This window comes from Pseudomonas sp. RIT-PI-q (assembly GCF_001297125.1).
In the GTDB taxonomy this organism is placed as follows: domain Bacteria; phylum Pseudomonadota; class Gammaproteobacteria; order Pseudomonadales; family Pseudomonadaceae; genus Aquipseudomonas.
This window is the reverse complement of the sequence record NZ_LHPC01000028.1, coordinates 351,062-373,575: the sequence shown is the minus strand read 5'-3', so window position 1 is coordinate 373,575 and position 22,514 is coordinate 351,062. Positions and strand designations below refer to the sequence as shown.

General features: G+C 49.5%; 23 protein-coding genes. 17 read left to right on the top strand and 6 right to left on the bottom strand.

Annotated features, from left to right (window positions below; all coding sequences use genetic code 11):
• The first annotated feature begins 1 nt into the window (after position 1).
• The 15 genes from AEQ67_RS36720 to AEQ67_RS14280 all read left to right on the top strand — a co-directional run bounded on the left by AEQ67_RS36720 (position 2) and on the right by AEQ67_RS14280 (position 14,856).
• Positions 2-457 carry a hypothetical protein gene (locus AEQ67_RS36720; protein ID WP_082377847.1) on the top strand — a complete coding sequence of 152 codons (456 nt, stop codon included), beginning with the start codon at positions 2-4 and terminating at the stop codon, positions 455-457.
• Positions 414-1,532 carry a hypothetical protein gene (locus AEQ67_RS14340; protein WP_059404494.1) on the top strand — a complete coding sequence of 373 codons (1,119 nt, stop codon included), beginning with the start codon at positions 414-416 and terminating at the stop codon, positions 1,530-1,532. The genes AEQ67_RS36720 and AEQ67_RS14340 overlap by 44 nt, the downstream gene beginning before the upstream one ends.
• Positions 1,532-2,785 (top strand): O-antigen polymerase, encoded by a 1,254-nt coding sequence (locus tag AEQ67_RS14335; RefSeq protein WP_059404493.1) that lies wholly within the window; start codon positions 1,532-1,534, stop codon positions 2,783-2,785. The genes AEQ67_RS14340 and AEQ67_RS14335 overlap by 1 nt, the downstream gene beginning before the upstream one ends.
• The gene (locus AEQ67_RS14330) at positions 2,782-3,909 is read left to right on the top strand and encodes a glycosyltransferase (protein WP_059404492.1); all 1,128 of its coding nucleotides are present in this window, start codon (positions 2,782-2,784) and stop codon (positions 3,907-3,909) included. The genes AEQ67_RS14335 and AEQ67_RS14330 overlap by 4 nt, the downstream gene beginning before the upstream one ends.
• A complete protein-coding gene (locus AEQ67_RS14325; RefSeq protein WP_059404491.1) occupies positions 3,906-4,724 on the top strand; it encodes a glycosyltransferase family 2 protein in 819 nt (272 codons plus the stop codon). The genes AEQ67_RS14330 and AEQ67_RS14325 overlap by 4 nt, the downstream gene beginning before the upstream one ends.
• Positions 4,721-6,064, top strand: coding sequence for a UDP-glucose dehydrogenase family protein (locus AEQ67_RS14320; protein WP_059404490.1), 1,344 nt, complete (start codon positions 4,721-4,723; stop codon positions 6,062-6,064). The genes AEQ67_RS14325 and AEQ67_RS14320 overlap by 4 nt, the downstream gene beginning before the upstream one ends.
• Before the next feature lie 67 nt (positions 6,065-6,131).
• Entirely contained in the window at positions 6,132-7,229 is a 1,098-nt protein-coding gene (rfbB, locus tag AEQ67_RS33815; protein ID WP_082377845.1) for a dTDP-glucose 4,6-dehydratase, read from the top strand.
• A gap of 30 nt (positions 7,230-7,259) precedes the next feature.
• Positions 7,260-8,138, top strand: a complete 879-nt coding sequence (rfbA, locus tag AEQ67_RS14310; protein ID WP_059404488.1) for a glucose-1-phosphate thymidylyltransferase RfbA — start codon at positions 7,260-7,262, stop codon at positions 8,136-8,138.
• A complete protein-coding gene (gene rfbC / locus AEQ67_RS14305) occupies positions 8,135-8,674 on the top strand; it encodes a dTDP-4-dehydrorhamnose 3,5-epimerase (protein WP_059404487.1) in 540 nt (179 codons plus the stop codon). Before rfbA ends, rfbC begins: the two co-directional genes overlap by 4 nt.
• A 47-nt stretch (positions 8,675-8,721) precedes the next feature.
• Positions 8,722-9,567: a dTDP-4-dehydrorhamnose reductase gene (rfbD, locus tag AEQ67_RS14300; RefSeq protein ID WP_442965639.1), complete on the top strand. Its 846-nt coding sequence runs from the start codon at positions 8,722-8,724 to the stop codon at positions 9,565-9,567.
• Positions 9,568-9,903: 336 nt separating this feature from the next.
• Positions 9,904-10,140 carry a hypothetical protein gene (locus tag AEQ67_RS33810; RefSeq protein ID WP_082377844.1) on the top strand — a complete coding sequence of 79 codons (237 nt, stop codon included), beginning with the start codon at positions 9,904-9,906 and terminating at the stop codon, positions 10,138-10,140.
• An 89-nt stretch (positions 10,141-10,229) separates the two neighbouring features.
• Positions 10,230-11,345, top strand: coding sequence for a polysaccharide biosynthesis/export family protein (locus tag AEQ67_RS14295; RefSeq protein ID WP_082377843.1), 1,116 nt, complete (start codon positions 10,230-10,232; stop codon positions 11,343-11,345).
• 15 nt (positions 11,346-11,360) lie between these two features.
• Positions 11,361-12,020 (top strand): YjbF family lipoprotein, encoded by a 660-nt coding sequence (locus tag AEQ67_RS14290; RefSeq protein WP_442965635.1) that lies wholly within the window; start codon positions 11,361-11,363, stop codon positions 12,018-12,020.
• Positions 12,021-12,067: 47 nt separating this feature from the next.
• Positions 12,068-12,784 carry a capsule biosynthesis GfcC family protein gene (locus AEQ67_RS14285; protein WP_442965638.1) on the top strand — a complete coding sequence of 239 codons (717 nt, stop codon included), beginning with the start codon at positions 12,068-12,070 and terminating at the stop codon, positions 12,782-12,784.
• Entirely contained in the window at positions 12,781-14,856 is a 2,076-nt protein-coding gene (locus AEQ67_RS14280) for a YjbH domain-containing protein (protein ID WP_059404483.1), read from the top strand. The genes AEQ67_RS14285 and AEQ67_RS14280 overlap by 4 nt, the downstream gene beginning before the upstream one ends.
• A gap of 145 nt (positions 14,857-15,001) precedes the next feature.
• Here the strand turns inward: AEQ67_RS14280 and rfaH are convergent, their stop codons facing one another.
• From rfaH to AEQ67_RS14255, 5 genes are all read right to left on the bottom strand, one after another.
• Positions 15,002-15,508 carry a transcription/translation regulatory transformer protein RfaH gene (gene rfaH, locus AEQ67_RS14275; protein ID WP_059404482.1) on the bottom strand — a complete coding sequence of 169 codons (507 nt, stop codon included), beginning with the start codon at positions 15,506-15,508 and terminating at the stop codon, positions 15,002-15,004.
• 116 nt (positions 15,509-15,624) lie between these two features.
• Complete coding sequence (locus AEQ67_RS14270) at positions 15,625-17,019, bottom strand: undecaprenyl-phosphate glucose phosphotransferase (RefSeq protein ID WP_059404481.1); 1,395 nt, start codon at positions 17,017-17,019, stop codon at positions 15,625-15,627.
• Positions 17,020-17,378: 359 nt separating this feature from the next.
• On the bottom strand, positions 17,379-18,044 hold the full coding sequence (locus tag AEQ67_RS14265; protein WP_059404480.1) for a winged helix-turn-helix domain-containing protein: 666 nt from the start codon (positions 18,042-18,044) through the stop codon (positions 17,379-17,381).
• Positions 18,045-18,078: 34 nt separating this feature from the next.
• Positions 18,079-18,822, bottom strand: coding sequence for an EAL domain-containing protein (locus AEQ67_RS14260; protein WP_059404479.1), 744 nt, complete (start codon positions 18,820-18,822; stop codon positions 18,079-18,081).
• A gap of 29 nt (positions 18,823-18,851) precedes the next feature.
• Positions 18,852-19,592 carry a winged helix-turn-helix domain-containing protein gene (locus AEQ67_RS14255; RefSeq protein WP_059404478.1) on the bottom strand — a complete coding sequence of 247 codons (741 nt, stop codon included), beginning with the start codon at positions 19,590-19,592 and terminating at the stop codon, positions 18,852-18,854.
• Between the two features lie 524 nt (positions 19,593-20,116).
• Here AEQ67_RS14255 and AEQ67_RS14250 point away from each other — a divergent pair.
• Positions 20,117-20,950, top strand: a complete 834-nt coding sequence (locus tag AEQ67_RS14250) for an undecaprenyl-diphosphate phosphatase (protein WP_059404477.1) — start codon at positions 20,117-20,119, stop codon at positions 20,948-20,950.
• Positions 20,951-21,005: 55 nt separating this feature from the next.
• Here AEQ67_RS14250 and dusA read toward each other — a convergent pair whose 3' ends face one another.
• Positions 21,006-22,001, bottom strand: coding sequence for a tRNA dihydrouridine(20/20a) synthase DusA (dusA, locus tag AEQ67_RS14245; RefSeq protein WP_082377842.1), 996 nt, complete (start codon positions 21,999-22,001; stop codon positions 21,006-21,008).
• A gap of 265 nt (positions 22,002-22,266) precedes the next feature.
• Here dusA and AEQ67_RS14240 point away from each other — a divergent pair, with 265 nt between their 5' ends.
• Positions 22,267-22,473 carry a hypothetical protein gene (locus AEQ67_RS14240; RefSeq protein WP_059404475.1) on the top strand — a complete coding sequence of 69 codons (207 nt, stop codon included), beginning with the start codon at positions 22,267-22,269 and terminating at the stop codon, positions 22,471-22,473.
• The last annotated feature ends 41 nt before the right edge of the window (positions 22,474-22,514 follow it).

The window sequence follows — 22,514 nt, the reverse complement described above, 5'->3', positions numbered from 1 at the left end:
GATGTTCGCGCTGATAAAGAGTGATATCAGAGCCGTTTACGGAGTCGTAAACGTAAAGTCTTTGCTTAAGTCTATTTTAAATCCAAGCGTGCACGCGTCGATACTCATCAGGTTAGCGACGTCAAGAAACAAACTTATACATATTTTGAGTAGGAACGTTCTTATTGCCAAACATTCAATCGATGTCGGCTATGGTGCGGAAATTGAAGAGGGATTGTATCTACCGCATCCTGTTTCAATAGTGATTGGTTCTGGAAGCGTTATAGGAAGAAATTTAACGATTTATCAAGGCTGCACTATAGGAAACAAGAGAGGGTATCCCACCCTCCAGGACGGCGTGACGATATTTCCAAATTCTGTCGTGGTTGGAGATATCACAATCGGTGCGAATGCAGTGATAGGAGCAAATAGTTTTGTGGATAAAAGCCTACCACCCCAAACAAAATACCGCGGTTAGACGATCGGTATTTCTCGCATGTTCGGCGTTTAATCTGGTTTCAGTTTACTTGGTTATCTATCTTGCCGGGAAGTTAACTGGCAGTCAGCATGTTACCGAACAAGGCGTCGTATTGGTCACCTTCCTGCTCACTGGGGTGCAAGTTGGCCAAGCAGTTGGAGTCCAGGTGTATATTTCCAAGACGCCGAGCCCTGCGTTTGCATTGATTGCATGTCTGTTGTCGTTAATTGTAGTGAGTCAACTGCGTATTGACACCATGCTAGAGAATTTTGTTCTGACCGGCATTGGCGCGATATGTGGGTATTTTCTCTCATTTAAGGTGGCTTACAACTTAACAAGCCAAGATAAATGGAGGTTTCAGGCGCTCACGTCGATCCGCTATATAACGATAGGCGCCTGTATCCTGGTTTTGATTTTGAGTCGAGCTCTATCCGTTACGGCACTCATCGCTACGGTTGTCGTAACGACTGGCTTGCTGTCAATCGCTAGCAGTTCGAAAGAGCGTATCGCATTTCCGTCTGCGTCCCCTAAAAAAATGTATTTCGGTTTGATAACCATATTGACGGGAATTGGACTGTCTTTAATATATAGAAACGATATTAATATCGTGCGAGATCTGTATTCAGGAACAGAAGATTTTACGAACATACATAATTTGCTTATTGCGTTTAGTGTGGTGGTTGCCGGAGCGGGCTTTGTAGTGACTAACTACGTTTACACTAAAATCAATGATCGGGGAGGTGCGCCACTTCTTTTCAATAGGAAAACATTCTCCGTAGCTTATGCCGTGCTGTTGCTGACCTTCTTGATCGCGCTACCAGTAATGTCAGCTTATGTGAAAATCGTCGCGTGTACTTTAATCGCGGTTGTATGTCCCGTATTTTCAGCCTTTTTACATTTAAAATCTAAATCTAATATTGTTTATGTGATAGGCGCTGGTTCGCTAATATTGGTCATGTTTGTGCTGAGGCAATGGTTAGGGATATCACCGCTCAATGCTTTCCTGGTCTACAACTTGACTACTTTGTCATGTTTGTATGTTGTGAGTATTTACTGCATGACAGGTGTTAAGTAATGATGTTCGTAGTGCTGACTGTTATATCGTTTGTTATAGTTTATATAACATACAGTACAAGGAAGTCTAAAACCTATTTGTGGTTTTCGGTTTTTCTGATCCTGTCCTATTTGGTTGATGGGTATTTTACAAACGATTATGAGTATTTGTTTTTCTCTGCGACTTATCCGCAAATACCTGCGGATTCAGAGTCAAATGCCGGTGTCGCAATTTTCTGTCTTCTGACGCTTATCGTGTATAGCTTATTGACAGTGTTTTTTAGCAAACGCACCGAGATACTGCGCGTTAGCTATGACATAAAGATAACGAAGAAACTCATTGCCGTGTGTTTTTTCTATACGGTATTTTTGGCAGTTGTAGTCTTTATCAGTATGCAAAAATATTCACTTTCACTGTTGCTGAGTAATAGGCAAAGTTTTTTTGAAGATAATTTGCTCGCGGGTATTGCGTTATACACTGCTCCGGCGCTATCGGTACTATCGTTTGTCGGCGCAACATGTACAAAGTCAATTTTCCTCAGGCTGTTTTTTGTCTTCGTGTTGGTAGTGACATTCTGTGCAAGTCTCATTTCAGGCAGTCGATCTACGCTGGTCCTGAATTGTATTCTTCCGTGTATATTTTATTTGGTAATACGGAATGCGCAGCGCAACAAGCAAAAAAAATTAAGCAAAAAGACAATTGTGAAACTGGTATTGGCATGTTTCGTTTTATTTAGTCTTTCTACGCTCTATCGAGACTACACCAGGGGGGAGCAAGAAGAGCTCAACGTTTTCGTATCTCCGGATTTTGTAACCTTCGACTCTAGTGCTTTGATAATGCAACAAGGCATTGGTCCCGCTCAAACCTATTTAGCGGCCTTTACCTTCCTGATTCCTCGATCTATATGGAGTGAAAAACCTATATCGGGAAATCGATATTTCACCCAAGAGTTTTTTTATGAGCGCTTGGTCGACAGCGGTGCCGAGATTACAGCTTCATTGATTGGCGAGGCCTATATAAATTTCCGCTGGTTCGGAGTCGTTAGTGCCGGAGTGCTGATGTTTTGTTTGAGTCAGATCATTGAAAAATTATTCAGAGTTGGTGGTATTTACTCTGTCCTTGGACTGATTTTTTTGTTCAGGGGGACGAACATTATTAGGGGTGATTTGTTGAACACATTGGTGCCTCTGTTTTTCTCGTTTTTTATATTTTACATGGCCTCTGCAAAGATCGTGCTTTTAACAAGGACTTCAGGTATGAGGTACGTCAGATGAGTTTAGAAAAAAAGACCGAAATTCTCTTCTGTCTGAGACGAGACGCTCCGGACAAGCCGGGTGGGGACTCTGGGAAAGTATATAAATATAAGCATTATCTAGAAGCAAAAGGCTTCCTTGTAACGGTAGTAACCGATCCAACAGAGTTAAAGGTGAAGGAAACGCTTCCTGACATAATGCATCTTTTTAATATGCAGACACCTTACGAAAATTACAGATACATGACGTGGGCTGCAGAGAAAAATATTCCTCTTTGTTTCTCACCGATTCACCATGAAAAGAAGTACATGGTGAAATATTTCAAAGGTGGTTTTTTTGGGAAGTTTCTCAATTACGACGCCTACTTAATGCTTTCTTCGTTCGCTAAGGAGTTAATTAAGTTTAGAACTATGCGCAACGTGCTGTCTTACAATAAGTCCCCATTAAGTATTAACAGAGCATTAGTTGAAAGGGCGTCAAGAATTTTTCCATTGTCTGAAAGCGAGTTGGAACATATCAGGTTCGACGTGCCTGCAAAACTACCATCATCTAAAGTGAAAGTGCTCCCTAATGCGCTAACGTTTAGCAGGGGCGGAGCAGCGGAACAAATATCTCGAGACATAGATGTCATGGTGGTGGGGCGTATTGAACCAAGAAAAAACATACTAAAAATTGCGCAGGCCCTGAGAGATACCCGTTATAAAGTTGTGTTTGCCGGGAAAGAAAACTCTAATCACAAAAAATACTGTGCTGAGTTTAAGGATATTGTTCAGGCCAGTTCCAATCTCCAATACCTTGGTGAGCTGAATCAAGATCAGCTGTCACATCACTATAAACGTTCCAAGATCAATCTTTCAAACTCCTGGTTTGAGGTGGTCTCTCAGGTTGATTTGGAAGCCACATCACTAGGATGCAAACCTATCGTTTCTGCAGCGTCGGCATTGTTTGATTACTTCTCTTCGCCACCGCTAAGGCTTGAACCAGATTGCAGTGAGGCAGATATTTTAAACTGCATTGAAAATGCAATGAAGGAAGATTATCAGCCCCAGCTAAGGAACTCCTTTACCAATAGCTGGGAGGATGTGACGGATATGCTGGCAATTGAATACAGAACTTTGCTTTCAGGTGAGGCGGTCCGAATATGAAAATTCATATATCTATCGTGGATTTTTTCAAGGCACCGAGGTTAATCGAGAGTCTACAAGCACTGGAACAGCAAAGCTTATTTGATTGTTGTTCGGTGACTGTGTTTGATAATAGCGTTGATGATGATAATTTCATAAAGCTAAACGAATATATCAAGCATAAAGAAAATATCAGTTTGGTCAGGTCTTCGTTTAATCGAGGCTATACCAAGGCGACGAATCTATCGATAGATTTTTCTGCAGATTTCATGGTTTTGCTCAATCCAGACCTAATACTTTCTTCGGCAGATTGTATAAAAGAGTCGATTGAAATACTCCAGGGCACACAGGATATCGGCATTGTTGGTATTAAGCAGCTAGATGATCGCGGCAATGTTGAACTCGTGGCCAGAACCTTTCCAAGTATAAAAAGCCAGGTGGCTCGGCGCGCGCCATTAATGGTGTCTAAGTTTTTTAGTGCTGAGCGTGAAAGTTACGAATGCACTGCAGTCAATAGTCAAACCTCCGGTGTGCATATCGTTGACTGGGTGCAAAGTTCGTTCTGGGTAGTGAAAGGCGACGTATGGCGGGAGCTAAACGGCGTTTGTGAAGATTTTTTCCTCTTTATGTGCGAACCGGAATTTTCCCATCGTGCAAAAAAGATTGGATATAGCACTGCCATAAACTGCAATTCACATGCTCTATCGGATGGGATCCGCGCCAGTGCTGGTGGGCTGAAAGCTATATTCAGATCCAGAGCGTTCAGAAGCCATATTCTTGATATGACAATTTATTACATTAAAAATCTATCTACTTCTAAAAGGACTAATCCATGAAGTTAACAGTTTTTGGTACTGGCTATGTCGGGTTGGTACAAGCCACTGTCCTCGCTGATGCGGGTCACACGGTTTGTTGCGTCGACAAGGACGAAAACAAGGTATCTAAACTTATCGAAGGTATTATTCCTATTTATGAACCAGGGCTTTCGGCTCTGGTAAAAAAGAACTACGAAGCAGGCCGATTGATCTTTACAACCAATGCCGCAGAAGGTGTTGATTTTGCGGAAATACAATTCATTGCAGTAGGCACGCCACCTGGAGAAGATGGCAGCGCTGATCTCCAGTATGTCTTGGCAGTGGCGGAGACAATTGCTAGCCATATGCATGATAAGAAAGTCGTTATCAATAAGTCCACGGTTCCAGTCGGGACCGCGGACAAAGTCAAGCAACGAATTTCCGAAGTATTAAGTGCTAAAGAATGCGCCTTTGACTTTCATGTGGTTTCAAACCCGGAGTTTCTAAAAGAAGGTTCTGCAGTCAGTGACTGTCAAAAGCCAGACAGGATAATTATAGGCACAGACAGTGAGTATGTTATTGCGTTGATGCGCGAGCTCTATGAACCCTTCAGCCGAAACCATGAAAAAATCATCGTCATGGACGTTCGAAGCGCAGAACTCACCAAGTACACCGCCAATTGCCTCTTGGCCACCAAAATTTCTTTTATGAACGAAATTGCCTGCCTGGCCGAAATGTTAGGCGCAGATGTGGAGTCGGTTCGTAAGGGGATTGGCGCGGACCAGAGGATCGGCTACCAGTTCATTTATCCTGGTTGCGGTTATGGCGGCTCATGTTTCCCCAAAGATGTCAAAGCATTGGAACATACCGCACAACAAATGAATTTTGTTCCTCATATTTTGAATGCGGTCGAGACGGTTAACAAAAATCAGAAAAGACGGTTGTTTGAGCAGGTCAAGTTTCATTATGAAAACAATTTGCGAGGAAAGACCTTCGCTCTTTGGGGACTCGCGTTCAAACCCAATACCGATGACATGCGTGAGGCATCCAGTCTGGAACTCATGAGTTTGCTTTGGGAGGCCGGCGCGAATGTGCAAGCCTATGATCCGAAAGCAATGGAGGAAGCACAGAAGCTTTATCCTGCACATCCTAACCTGCGCTTGATGGGAACAAAAGAAGCGGCATTGCAGGGGGCAGATGGCTTGATCATCGTCACTGAGTGGCAAGACTTTAAAGCACCAGACTTTGACGTCATTAAGAAATCGCTGAAAGATCCCGTGATTTTTGATGGTCGAAACATTTTCGATCCGGCCAGGGTTGCTAAGCAAGGTTTCCATTACTACGGTATTGGTCGGGGCCTTTCTGTGCGGCCAGTCCTATAGTCTGAGCCGCTTGCAAGTCGCAATGACTTGCAATTGTACCGTCAAAAGTTTATCGGGATGAGAATCCATGAAACAACGTATCTTGGTTACTGGTGGTGCCGGATTCATCGGTTCCGCCGTCGTACGTCATTTGCTGCAATCCGAAAATAATGTAGTGGCGAATGTTGATAAATTGACATATGCAGGAAATACAGAGTCCCTTGCATCTGTTAGTCATTCGCCAAATTATCAGTTCTTCAAAGTCGATATCTGTGACAGAGCGGGGATTCAGAATGTATTCAATACGTTCAAGCCCGATGCTGTTATGCATCTCGCTGCTGAGTCGCATGTTGACCGGTCTATTGATGAACCATCGTCATTCATTCAAACCAATATTGTCGGCACTTACACGCTACTTGAGGTTTCCAGGAACTATTGGCGCAATCTTGACGTGGAACGTCAGGAGAGTTTCCGTTTTCATCATATATCTACCGATGAGGTTTTTGGAGATTTGGTCGGGACTGACGATCTGTTTACCGAATCGACACCTTATTCGCCAAGCTCTCCCTATTCTGCATCGAAAGCAGCGTCTGACCATTTGGTGCGTGCATGGCACAGAACCTATGGTTTACCCGTGGTCGTCACCAACTGTTCTAATAATTACGGGCCATTTCATTTTCCTGAGAAGCTTATACCTCACGTTATCTTAAATGCCTTGCACGGCAAGTCACTACCGATCTATGGCGATGGATCGCAGGTACGGGACTGGCTTTACGTCGAAGACCACGCTCGGGCGTTGGTCGAAGTGCTTCGCCGAGGGGGTGTCGGCGAAACATATAATGTAGGCGGGCATAATGAGAAACGTAATTTGGAAGTAGTCGAAACTATTTGTGACCTGTTAGATGAACTGGTTCCGCCGGGTTCAACTTCTGAGAGCATGAATATCTCCTCCTACAGAGAGCTAATCACGTTTGTACAGGACAGGTCTGGTCATGACCGTCGCTACGCTATAGACGCCAGTAAAATTAAAAATGAACTTGGTTGGGTCCCCGAAGAAAGCTTCGAAACCGGTATCCGCAAGACAGTGATGTGGTATCTGGACAATCGACATTGGTGGGAACATGTACTAAGTGGAGATTACCGTCTTGATCGCCTGGGCGCATCTTTAGATGTAGTTAGTGGCTAAGTACATCTCTCTCATTTCTTGGAGCTTTCAATGAAAGGTATTATTCTTGCGGGTGGGTCTGGCACCCGTTTGCACCCCATCACGCGTGGTGTATCCAAACAGTTGCTACCCGTCTACGATAAACCAATGATTTATTACCCATTGTCGGTGTTGATGCTTGCCGGTATCCGGGAAATATTAATTATTTCCACTCCGGAGGATCTGCCTAATTTCGAGAAGCTATTGGGTGATGGTTCTTCTTTCGGTATCGAACTCAGCTATGCTGAACAACCTACACCCGATGGTTTAGCCCAGGCATTTATTATTGGGGAAAAATTCATCGGTGATAGCAATGTCGCGTTGGTACTAGGCGACAATATTTTCTACGGCTATGGCTTTAGCGGCAATCTGTTGGAGGCAGCGCAACGCCAATCCGGTGCGACGGTATTTGGCTATCATGTTGCTGACCCAGAGCGTTTTGGGGTAGTGGAGTTTGATGATCACGGAAAGGCTATTTCTATTGAAGAAAAGCCCAAACGGCCAAAATCCAATTACGCAGTGACAGGCCTCTATTTCTACGATAACGATGTGGTGCAGATCGCGAAGAATGTAAAACCGTCCCATCGCGGCGAGCTCGAAATTACCGATATCAACAACACTTATCTGCAGCGCGGCGATTTGCACGTTAGCGTATTAGGGCGCGGGTTTGCTTGGCTGGACACCGGGACTCATGATTCGCTGATGGAAGCCGGGCATTTCGTTCAGACGATCGAGGCGCGTCAGGGGTTGAAAGTCGCGTGTCTGGAAGAGGTTGGTTATAACCAAGGATGGTTAAGTGCTGCAGACCTGGATAAGCAGGCTACTGCGCTGCACAAAACCGGTTACGGCCAATACCTGGCGGGTCTGCTGTCAACGAGGCCTTCGAAATGAATGTCATCCAGACCCCTCTGCCCGGCGTTCTGATTATTGAGCCTAAGGTGTTTGGCGATGAGCGCGGCTTTTTCGTTGAGTGTTATCAGGAGCCGCGCTATCGAGACGCCGGAATTGAATTGCCGTTTGTTCAGGACAATCACTCGCGGTCTCAGTATGGAGTGTTGCGCGGTTTGCATTTTCAGCGGAATCGGCCCCAAGGCAAATTAGTCCGGGTGACTCGAGGTGCTGTCTACGATGTGGCGGTTGATATTAACCCTGCGTCTCCAACCTGCGGAGAGTTCGTAGGCGTTGAGCTGACGGCGGATAATCATCTTCAACTCTGGATTCCACCGGGTTACGCCCATGGATTCTGTGTATTGAGTGATATCGCGGATTTTCAGTATAAATGCACCGATTTGTACTACCCGGAAGAAGAGGGCGGTCTCATCTGGAATGACCCTGATGTGAATATTCCATGGCCAGTAGAAACACCCAAACTTTCGGAAAAAGACCTGCGTAACCCGAGCTTGCGAGCTCTACTGGGCGGGCAATGAATATGCGTGTTCTTGTTACCGGTGCGCATGGCCAAGTCGGATTCGAGCTGCTCCAGCGAGCGCCTTTGGGTTTTTCAGTGTTCGGTTATGGTTCGCAAGAGCTGGACATTGGCAACGCTGAGCAGATCCAGGCTGTGTTTGATGCGATCAAGCCTGAACTGGTCATCAACGCAGCGGCGTATACAGCGGTGGACAAGGCTGAGTCTGATGCAGACCGTGCCTATGCTGTTAACTCGCACGGGGTGGGATTGCTCGCGACTGCTGCGGAAAGCCTGGGCATTCCGCTCCTGCATATCTCCACCGATTACGTGTTTAGCGGGGAGGGCGATAAGCCATACACGCCCGATGACGTTACCCGTCCTACCGGTGTATACGGTTTGAGCAAGTTGGCTGGGGAGAAGCAACTGCAGGCGCAATGTTCTCGGCATTTGGTGCTGCGCACCAGTTGGGTGTTTGGTGCGCACGGAAACAACTTCGTCAAGACCATGCTTCGTCTTGGAAGTGATCGGGACACTTTATCTGTCGTCGCTGACCAGCACGGGGGGCCCACCTCTGCAGGTAGCATTGCCGATACGCTGTGGGCATTGGCTGTAATTTTTCAGCAGGAAGGTCGTCTGGGCTGGGGGGTATATCACTACAGTGGTGTCCCTGCGTGCAGCTGGCATGACTTTGCCAACGAGATATTCACCCAGGCTGTTAGCCTTGGTCTGCTGGAAAAGTCCCCGGAGCTAAAGGCAATCACCACCGCTGATTATCCAACTCCAGCCAAGCGGCCTGCGTGGTCGGTGCTGGACTGTGAGAAGCTGGCGGACGTACACGGTTTGTCACCCAGAAGTTGGGTGCAAGAGCTCCAGGCAGTTCTTCAGCAGTTAGGGGAACGTCGAAGCGCTTGATCGCTAAGAATCCCGAATGTAAAGCCGACCATTAATAACATCTTTCGCGGAAACTCAGGCTGTTTCCATCCGGCGCCGTGCACCGGAAAGCCTCTGAACCCGCTGAGTTTATTAGATAAATCTACAGATGTTAAAAACACTATGTCCATTATCTATGGTCCGAGCGGACGGTCGCGCCACGCGCAATCAGTGGCATAGATGATCTGTCAGTGACATGATCTACAGAAGGTAAAGGGGAATGGGCAAAGTCATTTGAGGTTTATTTGTCGAGGTCTGTTCATTCTTTCGCTTCTTGGTACTTAGTATCAAATCCTGTATATCGAGAAGGAGTCTGATATGAAAAAGTTATTTGCTGTCGCGCTGGTGGGTCTTTTGAGTTCCTCGGCAATGGCGGCAGAAGAACCGTTGACTCTTGATACTCCGGTGGTCGGTTCGGTCACTGTAGGTACAAGTTTGTTGATCGGCGCTGCGGTGGTTGCGGGTGTGGTAGCCGCGTCCAACAGTGGCGGAAGTTCTAATGGTGGTACTACAGGTACTACCGGTACTACTGGTACTACGGGTACTACTAGATAACATTACCGGCAGTGTTTGGACAAGGTCACACAGGGCTACCTGGGTGGCCTTGTTTTTTTGGATGTGCTCTCAACTAGCGTAGTGCCAATATGATTCGAAATCTTTCTGTTGCCATACTGGCAAGTATTACTTTGCAAGGCTGTATGTTTTCCCCAGGTCAACATATGGACACCAGTCAAATCGTTCGTGAAGGAACACCTGAGAGCAGTCGTGTTGAGCTAATTCAAATTACACCTAAATTGATCGCCATGGATGCTGCGAATCAAGTAGATGATGTCATTCCTGCAGAGCTTCTGCGCTATTCGCCACAAAGTTATCGGATTGGTGCAAATGATCTGCTGTTTATTACGGTTTGGGACCATCCCGAGCTAACAGCTCCTTCCGGTCCTCAGCAGCAAATCGATGCGAACGGGCGTCTTGTGCGGCCGGACGGCAATCTCTTTTACCCCTATGTGGGAAATATAGCTGCGGCTGGCAAAACGATTGAGGAGCTACGTGCCTACATTGCTGAGCGACTCACTCAATTTATCGACAGCCCTCAAGTAGACGTTAGCGTATTGCGGTTCGCCAGCCAGAAAATCGTTGTTTCTGGTGCCGTCATCAGAGCCGGGCAGCAACCACTTACCACTACACCTCTGAGCGTCGTTGAAGCTGTTGGTGCTGCTGGCATCGATCCTACCAATGCTGACCTTTCGAACCTGACCCTTACTCGTGATGGTCGCCAATATAAGTTGGACCTGGACTCGCTAAACCGCCAGGACAACTCACAATTGCCCAATGTCTACCTCAAGGCTGGCGACCAGTTGTATCTGCCCTACAACGACCGCAAGCGGATCTATGTCATGGGCGAGGTTGTTCAGCCACGGGCATTGAGCTTCAAAACCAAAACCATGAACTTGTCCGATGTGCTGGGTACGGTGGGTGGCTTGAACCAGACGACCTCTAACGGCAATGCCGTTTATGTCATCCGCGGCGTCGAAAACATCGACAAGGAACCGGCGAAGATTTTCCAGTTGGAAGCCAACTCGCCGTCTGCCATGGCCTTGGCCACCCGTTTTGATGTGCAAGCGCAGGACGTGGTTTATGTCGGGCCTGCCAATGTTACTCGCTGGAATCGCTTTATCAGCCAGTTGGTTCCGTCTGCATCCATCGTCGGCATAGGCGCTGCCGCAAGAAATGACATGAGCGAAGCCGGCAGCAGATAAGGGCAAAATCTACCCGTGAATATTTTGCGCAGCAGCGCCTACTGGGCGATGGCTTTCATGTTGTGTGGGTGCAATCCACTGATGAAAGCCTCTTTCGATACGCTTAAAGCGTCCGCGGTTGGGCCCGACTCTTTGGAGTTGACCCAGGCCCAGCTGGACGCTGTTCCCTTTCCTCAGATCAAAGTCACCACGTCCTCCAGCGAGGGCGTCATGGCGATGATTCGTCAGCGTGGCGACCTGCAATTCTGGGTTGCCTCAGGTAAGCAGGTGTTGTTGATGCGCGACGGTTTGATCGTGCGCAGCGTTGGCCTGGGAATCAACCTTGATGGTACTCGCTGGGAGGGTGAGTCCCCGTTCAAGCGTGGACTTCATCTGCTGCCTGACGGCTATAGCAGCACGCGCTGGATCGATATCTATGACGGTTATCGCGTGGGTATTGCCGTGTACAGCCGGTTTACCAAAGAGGGCGTCGAGGACATCAAGGTGATGGATAAGACTTACGCCTTGCTCCGTGTCGATGAGCGCATTGATGCACCTGAAATAGATTTCCATGCAGTTAATCGTTATTGGATCAGACCACATGATGGTTTCGTCATTCAGAGCGAGCAGCATCTAACGCCTCAAATTTCCCTGAAGGTCATTCAGTTGCGTTCTGCACAGGGAGCTATTAATTGAAGCGTCTGAATATAGTGATTGCCGGCTTGTTATTAGCCGGGTCAGGCATGAGTCATGCCGACGTGACTGTCAGTGGTGACGTTCGCAGCCCTGGTCAGTTCAAGATCCAGCCAGGAGCGCGTTTGCTGGATGTTATTGCTGCTGCGCAACCCAATGCCGAGAGTTATTGGTTGGGTGCGGCATGGTTGCGCCAGCCTTTGCTGGAAGAACAGCGCCGGCTGAAAGTCGGGGTATTGTTCGATTTGAAAGTCCTGCAGCGTGGCGCCTTACTATTTAACAAGCCTGCCCGGGCTGCGTTGGCAGACCGCCTCTTTGAAGAGGTAAGTCAGTTTCCGGTAACCGGACGCAAGGTCGCGGTACTTGATCCTGTTGCCGTAGAGGTCGGATTTGCGCTTAACGATCATATTGCCGATGGTGACCGTCTTGTCTATCCACTTCGCCCCGACTCCGTGGAGGTGCTGGGCGCTGTTGTGAAACCTTGCCGGCTGCCTTATCGCGCGATGCAGGAAGCCCGTGACTACCTGCAATCCTGTCAGGCCTCGTCCGATGCAGAGATGGACTATCTGTGGGTTATCCAGCCCGATGGTCACACCCGGCGAATTGGCGTCGCATTGTGGAATCGGGAAGAGGGCTATTGGCCCGCTGCGGGCAGTAAAATCCTCGTGCCGATCAAGAACGATGATCTTGACCCACCGACCCCCGAACTAAATCAGCAGTTGGCCGAATTCCTCGCCACTCAACCTGTGGCTGAGGTGGCCCCTTGAAGTTACGTTTTGCAGCGGTCCTGTTGTTGCCTTGTGGTTTGGCTCATGGAGAACCACGTTATACCCAGAATGATTTCGGGGGCGTGGGTTTGTTACAAACGCCCACTGCTCGCATGGCGCCTGCCGGCGAGTTGAGTATCAATGCCAATCGCACCAGCCCCTACACTCGTTACAGTCTTTCGCTACAACCCTTTGAATGGCTTGAGGGCTCGTTTCGCTATACCGCCATTACCAATCGACCATACGGCCCCGAATCCCTCAGCGGCAGCCAAAGCTACAAAGACAAGGCGGTCGACGGCAAAATTCGCTTGTGGCAGGAAAGCCATTGGCTTCCTCAAGTGGCGTTGGGTTTTCAGGACATCGGTGGTACAGGGTTATTTTCCAGCGAGTATTTTGTAGCCAACAAACGCTTTGGAAATTTTGACTTCAGCGCCGGTATCGCTTGGGGTTACATGGGGAATAGGGGCGATTTCGATAACCCGCTTGGGTGGGTCGATGACCGTTTTGATACGCGACCAGCCAGCGAAGGGACAGGCGACTTCAATGCGAATTACTTTAGAGGATCGCCATCCTTGTTCGGAGGTGTCGCCTATCAAACACCTTGGGCGCCGCTCAGTTTGAAAGCCGAATACGAAGGCAATGACTATAAAAACGAACCCTTCGACAATGCGATCAAGCAAGACTCACCCATCAACATCGGCGCAGTCTTCAAACTGACTGACTCAGTTGACCTCAGTGCTGCCTGGGAGCGTGGCAATCCCGCCATGTTCGGTATCACGCTGCACACTAACTTTGCCGGCCGCAAGCCCCCGCCAAAGACCTATGCCCCGCCAGCGGAACCTCTTCCGGCCCAGGCGCCTGTCACCCCCCCGGATCAGGTCAATTGGGCCAATGTGTCCCAGCGCCTGCAGAACAATGCCGGCTATAAAGTGGAGCGCATCACTCAGCGAGGCTCTGAGTTGTTGGTGTACGGTGAGCAGTCGCGTTACTTTTATTCGGCAAAAGCCGTGGGACGGGCCAGCCGGATTCTGGACAATAGCGTCAACGACGATATCGACTGGTTTACCTTGGTCAACAAGCGATACGACATGCCGCTGGAAGAAACCAGTGTTCCGCGCGAAACCTTTCGCGAAGTGGTCAAAAACCAAGAGCCTCTTCAAGACTTACATCGCGCCACCGAGGTCAACGCTGCAGTACCACACACTGAAACCACGCTCTATACCGGGGCGCGAGATCCCTTCTCTTATGGTCTTGGTCTGGGCTACAAGCAGAACATCGGTGGTCCCGATGGGTTGCTCTATCAGGTCACTGCCGATGCCGACGCTGAGTATCGCTTCACTCGTAATACCTGGTGGAGCGGTTTGCTGAGCGTCAACTTGTTGAATAACTATGACAAGTTCACTTACGACGCGCCGAGTGGATTACCTCGGGTGCGTACCGATCTGCGCGAGTATTTGACGACCTCTGACGTCACCATGCCGACGTTCCAGCTCAACCACGCCAAGCAGTTGGATAAAGACTGGTACGGCATGGTTTACGGTGGCTATCTGGAGTCCATGTTTGCCGGTGTCGGCAGTGAGGTGCTCTTTCGCCCGGCAGGTCAGCGCTGGTCTGTAGGTGCCGATCTGAACTTTGTTCGCCAGCGTAACTTTGATCAGGGATTTGGTCTGCGCGACTACTCGACCGTTACTGGCCACATCACTGGCTATACCGACTTGCCATTCGATGCCCAGGCGGCCGTTAGTGTTGGACGCTACCTGGCTCGCGACTGGGGCACCACGGTCGACCTGTCACGTGAATTCCGCAACGGTGTGCGATTCGGTGGCTGGGTCACGCTAACCACGGCGACTAAAGAGGAGTATGGCGAAGGTAGTTTCGACAAAGGCATCTACATCTCCATCCCGTTCGACGAATTGATGAGCGTGTCGACGATGCGTCGCGCCAATATCGTCTGGGCGCCTTTGACCCGGGACGGTGGTGCAAGACTCAATCGTAGTTATTCGCTGCACAGCATGACGGATAGCCGCGACAGTGATCTGTTCTATCGCAACTTTGAGAAGATCACGGAGTAAGAGCTGGCGACCTGCAGGGCGAGCAAGCCCTGTAGGTCGCTGAGTGGTCAGTCAGAAAGGGAGCGCGAGGAGGAAGGGGTATTAAGCGGGGCGCCACTTGAAGTTTGCTTGTGCTCGGCAACTTCCACACGGCGCCCTGGTATTCCTAAAGCCTGGTGATACTCGACAGTGGCAGGTTGACGCGCTGCTCGCGTTGCAGAAAGTTCATCAGCAGTACAACCCGCTCATCACCATCCATCGCCAGAAACAGCGCTTCCAGCTCTGCAAAAGTCCCCTCATTGATACGCACCAGGTCGCCCTGTGTCAGCAGCGGTTGTGCCGATGGTTCGCGTTCGCGTAGTTGAAGATGCCCGATCACTTCATCGGCAATCGCCACCGGCTGACCGCCAAAACTGACTGTCCTCAATACACCTCGCGTTGAACGTAATGGCGCCCAGTTGTCGTGCCCGCTGAGCTGGATAAACAGATAGCCGGGAAACAGCGACTCGCAAAGCGTTTGTCGCTTGCCCCGCAGAAGGCGCTCGCGCCGATAAGTCGGGCGATAGCATTGGTAACCTTGACGCTGCAGATTTTCCTCGGCGCGCTCATCCTGCTTGGCTTTGCAGTGAATCAGATACCAGGCGGGATTGGCATATTGTTTACTCGCGATCATCCGAGTCTTCCTTACTTGGCGAGTTGAAAGTCTTGAGTTGGCGCCAGACCAAGCGCAAAGGGGACTTTCGTCCCCTTATTAACCTGCTGGCGCGCAATCAACTAGAGTCGTTGCCGTCAATAAATGTCTTTCGACAGCAAGGTGAAGGGCGTCTTCACCAGGATTTTCAGATCCAGCCACAACGACCAGTTATTGATGTACTTAAGGTCGATTTCGACGCGCTTCTGCATCTTGTCGATGGTGTCTGTCTCGCCACGACACCCGTTGATTTGAGCCAGCCCGGTAATCCCCGGTTTGATTCGGTGACGAGCCATGTAAGCGAGAATCTTGCCGGAGTAATAGTCATTGTGCGCAACGGCATGAGGACGTGGCCCGACCAGCGCCATATGGCCTTGCAAGACATTGAACAACTGCGGCAACTCGTCGATTGAAGTGCGACGAATGAAGCGTCCGATCGGAGTTATCCGCGAGTCGTTACGACTGGCCTGCTTGACTTCGTGATCGTCATGCACACGCATCGAACGAAACTTCCAGACTTTGATGACCTTCCCGTTCCACCCGTGACGATCCTGCTTGAAGAAAACCGGACCGTGGGAGGTGAGTTTGACGGCCAGGCCAATCACCAGCAGTAACGGGCTAAGAAGAATAATGGCCATCAGTGCCACGCTTTTATCGAGCAGGCTTTTACTCAATGCGGCAGTGGGCTGGCTGGTCAACGGGCTTTCATTCAAGTAGATCGCTGGAAGGCCGTCGACATCACTGACCGAGTGATTGAGCAGCGTCAGACTGTTCAAGTCCGGAACCCAGACAACATCGACGTTGGCATCCAGCAAGTCGACATACATGGCTTCGATTTTTGCCGCTTCACTTAGGGGCAGTGTGATGTACAGGCGTCGGATGTCATGAGCCTTGATCAGTTCCAGCAACTCCTCCTGCGGACCTACGACAGGTGGCGCGCCCTTCTCGAGCAAGGGAGTCGTGTCGGAACTTACCAGGCCGACCAAGGGGAAGTGCTCGAGGGTACGAAGCTTGTTAGCCAATCCCAATGCCAGCTCGCCAGTGCCTACGATCAGCGTTTTTCGCTCACTTTGAAGTGACCGTTGGTAGTATTTCGAAAAACCATGCAGCGGGACGTACAACAGCGCCTGGCCGATGTAGCTGCAAGTAGCCCATACCAGGATGATTTGACGAGAAAACAGCTCATTGGCCTTACAGATAAAGGCGACTATTGCTAGCGCTGCCAATGTCATTAACCAGCCCATCAACAATCGTCCCAGCCCTACCAGGAAATTATCCTTCTTTGCATAGACGCCACACCATGAATAGGCGGGAACCGATGCCAGTACAGTTAGAATTGCACACACTCGATAATAAAACTCTACCGTGCCTGTCTGGTAATAAACCAATAGATATAACAAGGCTACGACAAAGCCCATTCCAAGTGCCCATTGTCCCCAGAAAGTCAGTCCTTTGAGGGGGGTATTTCGATTGATACGAAGATTGTTAACCATGCGATATCCCCAAAATACGTCCATTCGCGTGTTGGCAGACAACAGCCAAATTTGATGATGCAAAAATTATTATTTTTATAAGATGGCGGTGCATTGACGAGCGAAACGCCAACGAGCGGCGCTCTCATCAGTGAATAGATTAATTTATTGGGGGGCGTGTTATCTGACGACTTTTAACGAGCGATTAGTGTATGTGGCTGTTATACAAGGGGTCTGGATGGCGTTATAAATAGTCGATCATTTAGGTTGGTTTGTGGGGGGAGAGAACAGGGGGGGCGGTGAGGGGGAGGCAGAAGGATAAGATGGTTGAGTGCGTTTTTATTTTTGTTGTGCACTACCAGGACGATCATTCCATTGAGTCAGGTAAGGCTTTTTACTCGGACGATTTTTTGTATCAGGCAATAACCACGATTCCTGACCGCTCGGAAAAGACGCTCGCCATTACTGGCGCTCTTGAACTTTTCTTGTAGGCGACTCAGGCACATTTCCAGGCCCCGATAGTGTTCGGGTTCTCTACCGATGCTCCGGATAAGGTCGTCTTTACTGACGACACGATCGTCATGGTGGAGCATTTTTTCAACCAGTGTGGCCTCAAGGCCCGTCAACACAACCTCAACGTCATCCTTGACCAAAGCACCGCTGCCATTACTCAGTCGCCAGGCTTCATTATAAGGGTAATGCGGTTTGGCGCCCTTGGGTATGGAGTCCCTGGTGTCATCCCTGGAGTCATCTGCAAGTGTGTCGCACTGAGCAGCTTGCCACTCGGATTCGAATGTCGACAGTATTCGCTGTGTATCATGCTGGATAACAGGAGGGAGCATTCTGTCTACATGCGGAAAAATAAACTCCATCAGCTTGGGGGCGGAAGAGTGTGGGGTAACACCTTCCACAAACATTTTTGCCTGGGATGTGCCGAATGAGTTATAGCGCTTGCTGGAAAGTAATTCCTCAAGCTCAAGTTGCAGTGCCGGACTGTGAGTAACAACAACAAAATATTTTCTGGGGAGGGTTGTACTGCTTTCCATGTCTCTCTCCTTCAGTGCACGCCTGGTGATTAGTTTAAAGGTTGTCGGCAGGGGAGTAATGACTCCCTTGGAAGTATTCAAAGGGCAGCGCGCGTGCCAGTATATGGCTAGCAGCATGCTCGACTCTGTCCGCTATAAAGGAGACTTTTGTGTTGTGAGTGAGCATGGTCATGCGTTCATGGAGACGATTGAATAACTCTGGATTGCCGCTGAGCTTGAGGCTCAAGTCTAGAGAGGAAATAGAAATCTTTATATAGTCGAATAAATTCAAGGTTGTAAAGATCTCGATACTTTCATCGTCGATGTTGTAGTCGTCGAACGCGATTTCTATGCCGTGATCTTTCAATAGATACACGTTATGAAGAATTTTCTTTTTATCTGCAAAACTGACTGCCGAGAGGGGCAGTTCATTGAGCGCGATAACCAGTGTCTGGCCAAGCTCACGCAGAGCAGCGCCAGACTGTATCAACTCTTCTGTGAGCGCAGAGTCGGCGAGATCGGACTGTCCTACGCAAACAAATCTACGGCTCAGGTATTTATTGCCGATGGTGGTGTTGCGATCTTTTAGCGAGAAGGCAATCAACCTGGTTTGCATCAGCACTTCACTGTAGATCCCACTCATCTGAAACGCCGCTGGCGCGCAGGGCGCAGAAGCGGAGCCGTCAAAATGTATTCTGATCTCGCTGCCAAACGGGCAGTCATCCCGAGTGAGGATCAATTGGCGAGACAGGTAATACTCTGCGTGATCGTAGAGTGGCACGCTCCCTGTTGCGTTCATAATACAGAAACTCCCTTCCACATTAAGAATCAGGTTGTCGAGATCAGACCCCTGATTAAACGATATCCATGCCCACGAATACTTTGAATGGCGTTGGTGCCATACATGCCTTTTATTTTGCCACGAAGGCGACTGATCGACTTTTCCAAGGCCCTTGGGTCATAAAAATTTACATTCAGCCCCATGATCCTGGCGATTTCGTCATGGCTCAATATTTGGTTTTTTGTTTGAGAAAAAGCCTCAAGAATTTTCATTTCTGCAAACGAGACGTCCAGTTTTTTATAGTCGCCAATCAGACACATGCGAGTGGGGTCCAAGAGCAAGTTATGCTTTTTTTGCCATTCTGGGCTGTTAAAAAACTCGGACAGTACGTCAGTATTGTCGTCTGCAAAAGTGTCGCAATTAATACAGTAGTCGGCCCCGGCAAGATAATATTTCATCTTGTTGTAAGTGCCTCTACCGGTGATGGCTATGAAAATTATTGACGCCAGATTATCGGCGCGAATACTTTCTACCAAGGTGAGGCTTTCAGCAAACGCTTGTGGGCTGTCGATTACGATAAAAATGGCACGGTATGTATTAGGATTCTTGTTTCTTTTGAATGAGTTGCTGTAGCACATTGCATCAACGGCAATATCCTTGCCTACGTGGCTTGCGACTAATTCCCTAAAGCCCTCAGCTAGCGTATGGGTCCGCCCAATGGTGAGAATACCTGTCTCCTCCTTCGCGTTGCTGTGGCCTGTAGTCGTTAATTTCCCTGTAAGCATCATGCTTTGACTCGGATGGGTGCTGGCATTTGAATGTTAAAGCACCAATTCTCATTTGTGACTGACAATTGGTAACATTTCACTGATTTTTCAGGCTGTCGTCGCGTTTTTTTTAACATTGCTGGCGATTCTGACGTGATCGTTTGCTCTCCTGTGGTTCAAGATGCCGAATGATCTACGGCAATCTCCTGGGCTGACATGGCATAGCATTGTGCCATCTATCGCCCCGATGTCCCGCTTTTTCGGATCAATATGACCGTGCATGTCGTTAAAGTTTCCGCTGCTTGATTTTTTTTGATCGGGTTCCATGAAGCTGTAGGACAATGTTGTTTTAAGCGCGAATTTTGGCTCTTGTTTGGCTCGACACTATCCAATATTAACTGTTATCTAACGCTGATGTTGGTAGTGCAGGTCATGGACATTTCATAACATTGAGTTTTATTAAGCGGGCTAATGCGCTTTACTCTCGTGTTGGCGTTGAATTAGAGCGAGGTCGACGCGTTGGTATTTATCGATGAGGGGGATTAATGGATCTTTGGACAACCATAACAGTGTTGATTTTAGGGATGGTCGAAGGTCTGACAGAGTTTTTGCCTATATCAAGTACAGGGCACCAGATCATTGTCGCGGACTTGCTCAGCTTCGGCGGCGAGCGAGCCATGGCCTTTAACATCATCATTCAATTGGGCGCAATCCTGGCGGTTGTCTGGGAGTTCCGTCGCAAGATCCTCGAGATCGTTACCGGCTTACCGACCCAACGCAATGCACAACGTTTTACCTTGAATCTATTAATCGGTTTTCTTCCAGCAGTGGTCTTGGGTGTGTTGTTCGCCGATAAGATCCATGAGTATCTGTTTAATCCGATTACTGTCGCGGTGGCATTAGTGGTGGGTGGCATCATCATGTTGTGGGCGGAAAAGCGCGAACATGTGGTGTGCGTCGACCATGTTGACGATATGCGCTGGACCGACGCCCTTAAGGTCGGTTTTGCACAATGCCTGGCGATGATTCCGGGCACCTCTCGATCTGGATCGACAATTATTGGTGGGTTGTTGTTTGGTCTGTCGCGTAAGGCTGCCACGGAGTTTTCGTTCTTTCTGGCGATGCCGACCATGGTCGGTGCCGCAGTGTATTCAGGCTATAAGTATCGGGATCTGTTCCAGGCCGGTGACCTGCCAGTGTTTGCACTGGGTTTCGTGACGGCGTTCTTTTTCGCCATGATCGCTGTGCGCGGTTTGCTCAAGTTTATCGCCAGCCACAGTTACGCCGTGTTTGCCTGGTATCGGATCGGCTTCGGCTTGTTGATTCTGGCAACGTGGGTATTCGGTTGGGTTAACTGGACCGAGGCAGCAGCACTTTGACACTGGCACCAGGCTGCGGGACATGCAGCCTGGTCACAGGAAAAGCGGCTAACCGTTAACGCCCCTCAAGCAACTCCGCTGCTTGATCCAGCAAAGCCAAAGGCTCTTTAGCCTTGTGAATATCCACCGACAACAACTGCCGAAACTTGCGCGCCCCCGGAAACCCGGTGCCCAGTCCAAGCACGTGTCGGGTGATATGGTGCATCGAACCACCCGCAGCGATATGCGCCGCTATATAAGGACGCAACTGCGCCAGCGCCTCGGCGCGGCTGATCACCGGCGCCGAGCTGCCGAACAACTGCTGATCCACCTCGGCCATCACATAAGGGTTGTGATACGCCTCACGGCCCAGCATCACACCGTCAAACGTCTGCAAATGCTCGTGACAGGCTTCCAGCGTCTTGATTCCGCCGTTCAGAATGATTTCCAGCTCAGGAAAATCCGTCTTCAGCCGCGCGGCCACGTCATAGCGCAGAGGCGGAATGTCCCGGTTTTCCTTCGGCGATAACCCCTCCAGAATCGCAATCCGCGCATGCACCGTAAAACTCGTGCACCCGGCATCCCGTACCGTGCCGACGAAATCACACAACTCCTCGTAACTGTCTCGCCCATTGATCCCGATCCGATGCTTTACCGTCACCGGTATCGACACCGCATCCCGCATCGCCTTCACACAATCGGCCACCAACTGCGGATGCCCCATCAGGCACGCACCGATCATATTGTTCTGCACCCGATCACTCGGGCAGCCGACATTCAGATTGACCTCATCGTAGCCATGCTCCTGAGCCATGCGCGCGCACGCGGCCAGGTCCAGCGGAACACTGCCGCCGAGTTGCAGGGCGAGCGGGTGTTCGGCTTCGTTGTGACGCAGGAAGCGGTCGTGGTCGCCGTTAAGAAGCGCGCCGGTGGTGACCATTTCTGTGTAGAGCAGGGCGTTTTTCGACAGCAGGCGTAGGAAAAAACGGCAATGACGGTCAGTCCAATCCATCATAGGTGCGACGGAGAAGCGGCGAGAGAGCGGGGCGGGTATGGCGGTGATTGGGGGCATTGGCGTTTCAAAAGAGGATGTGCGGCTAGGAGGTTGGGGAGTTTATCAGGATTGCGCCGGTGGAGTGGCGGCGAGTCCTGCGGCGCGGCGGCTGGGATTCTGCGGGTGGGGTGGGTGGGATTGATTGAAGGCCCTTCAAGAATACGCAGTTCCTGAACCAATGCTGTCGCTCAGCAAGGTTTCATACTGTCTGGCTCTCCCGTGGCATAGGATCACATGACCCAAGGTCGTATCACCACGCTTCCCGCCCACAGGAAACCGAAAAATGATCTCGAACCTCATCAAAGTCGCGCTGATCGCCGGTGCTGTGCTGTTGAGCGCCTGTTCGGGTGTGAGCACCAGCAGTTGCTATTCAGAAGACTGCCAATCGTTTGATGGCCATACATCTAACAACGCCAACAAGCTGAACTTTGGCGGGAGTGCAATCGGTAGCAGCTTCAGTGAGTACAGCTCAGGTTTACTGCACGATTAAAGTGTGATGCCGCGGCGGAAGTAGGTCCGCCGTTGAGTTTT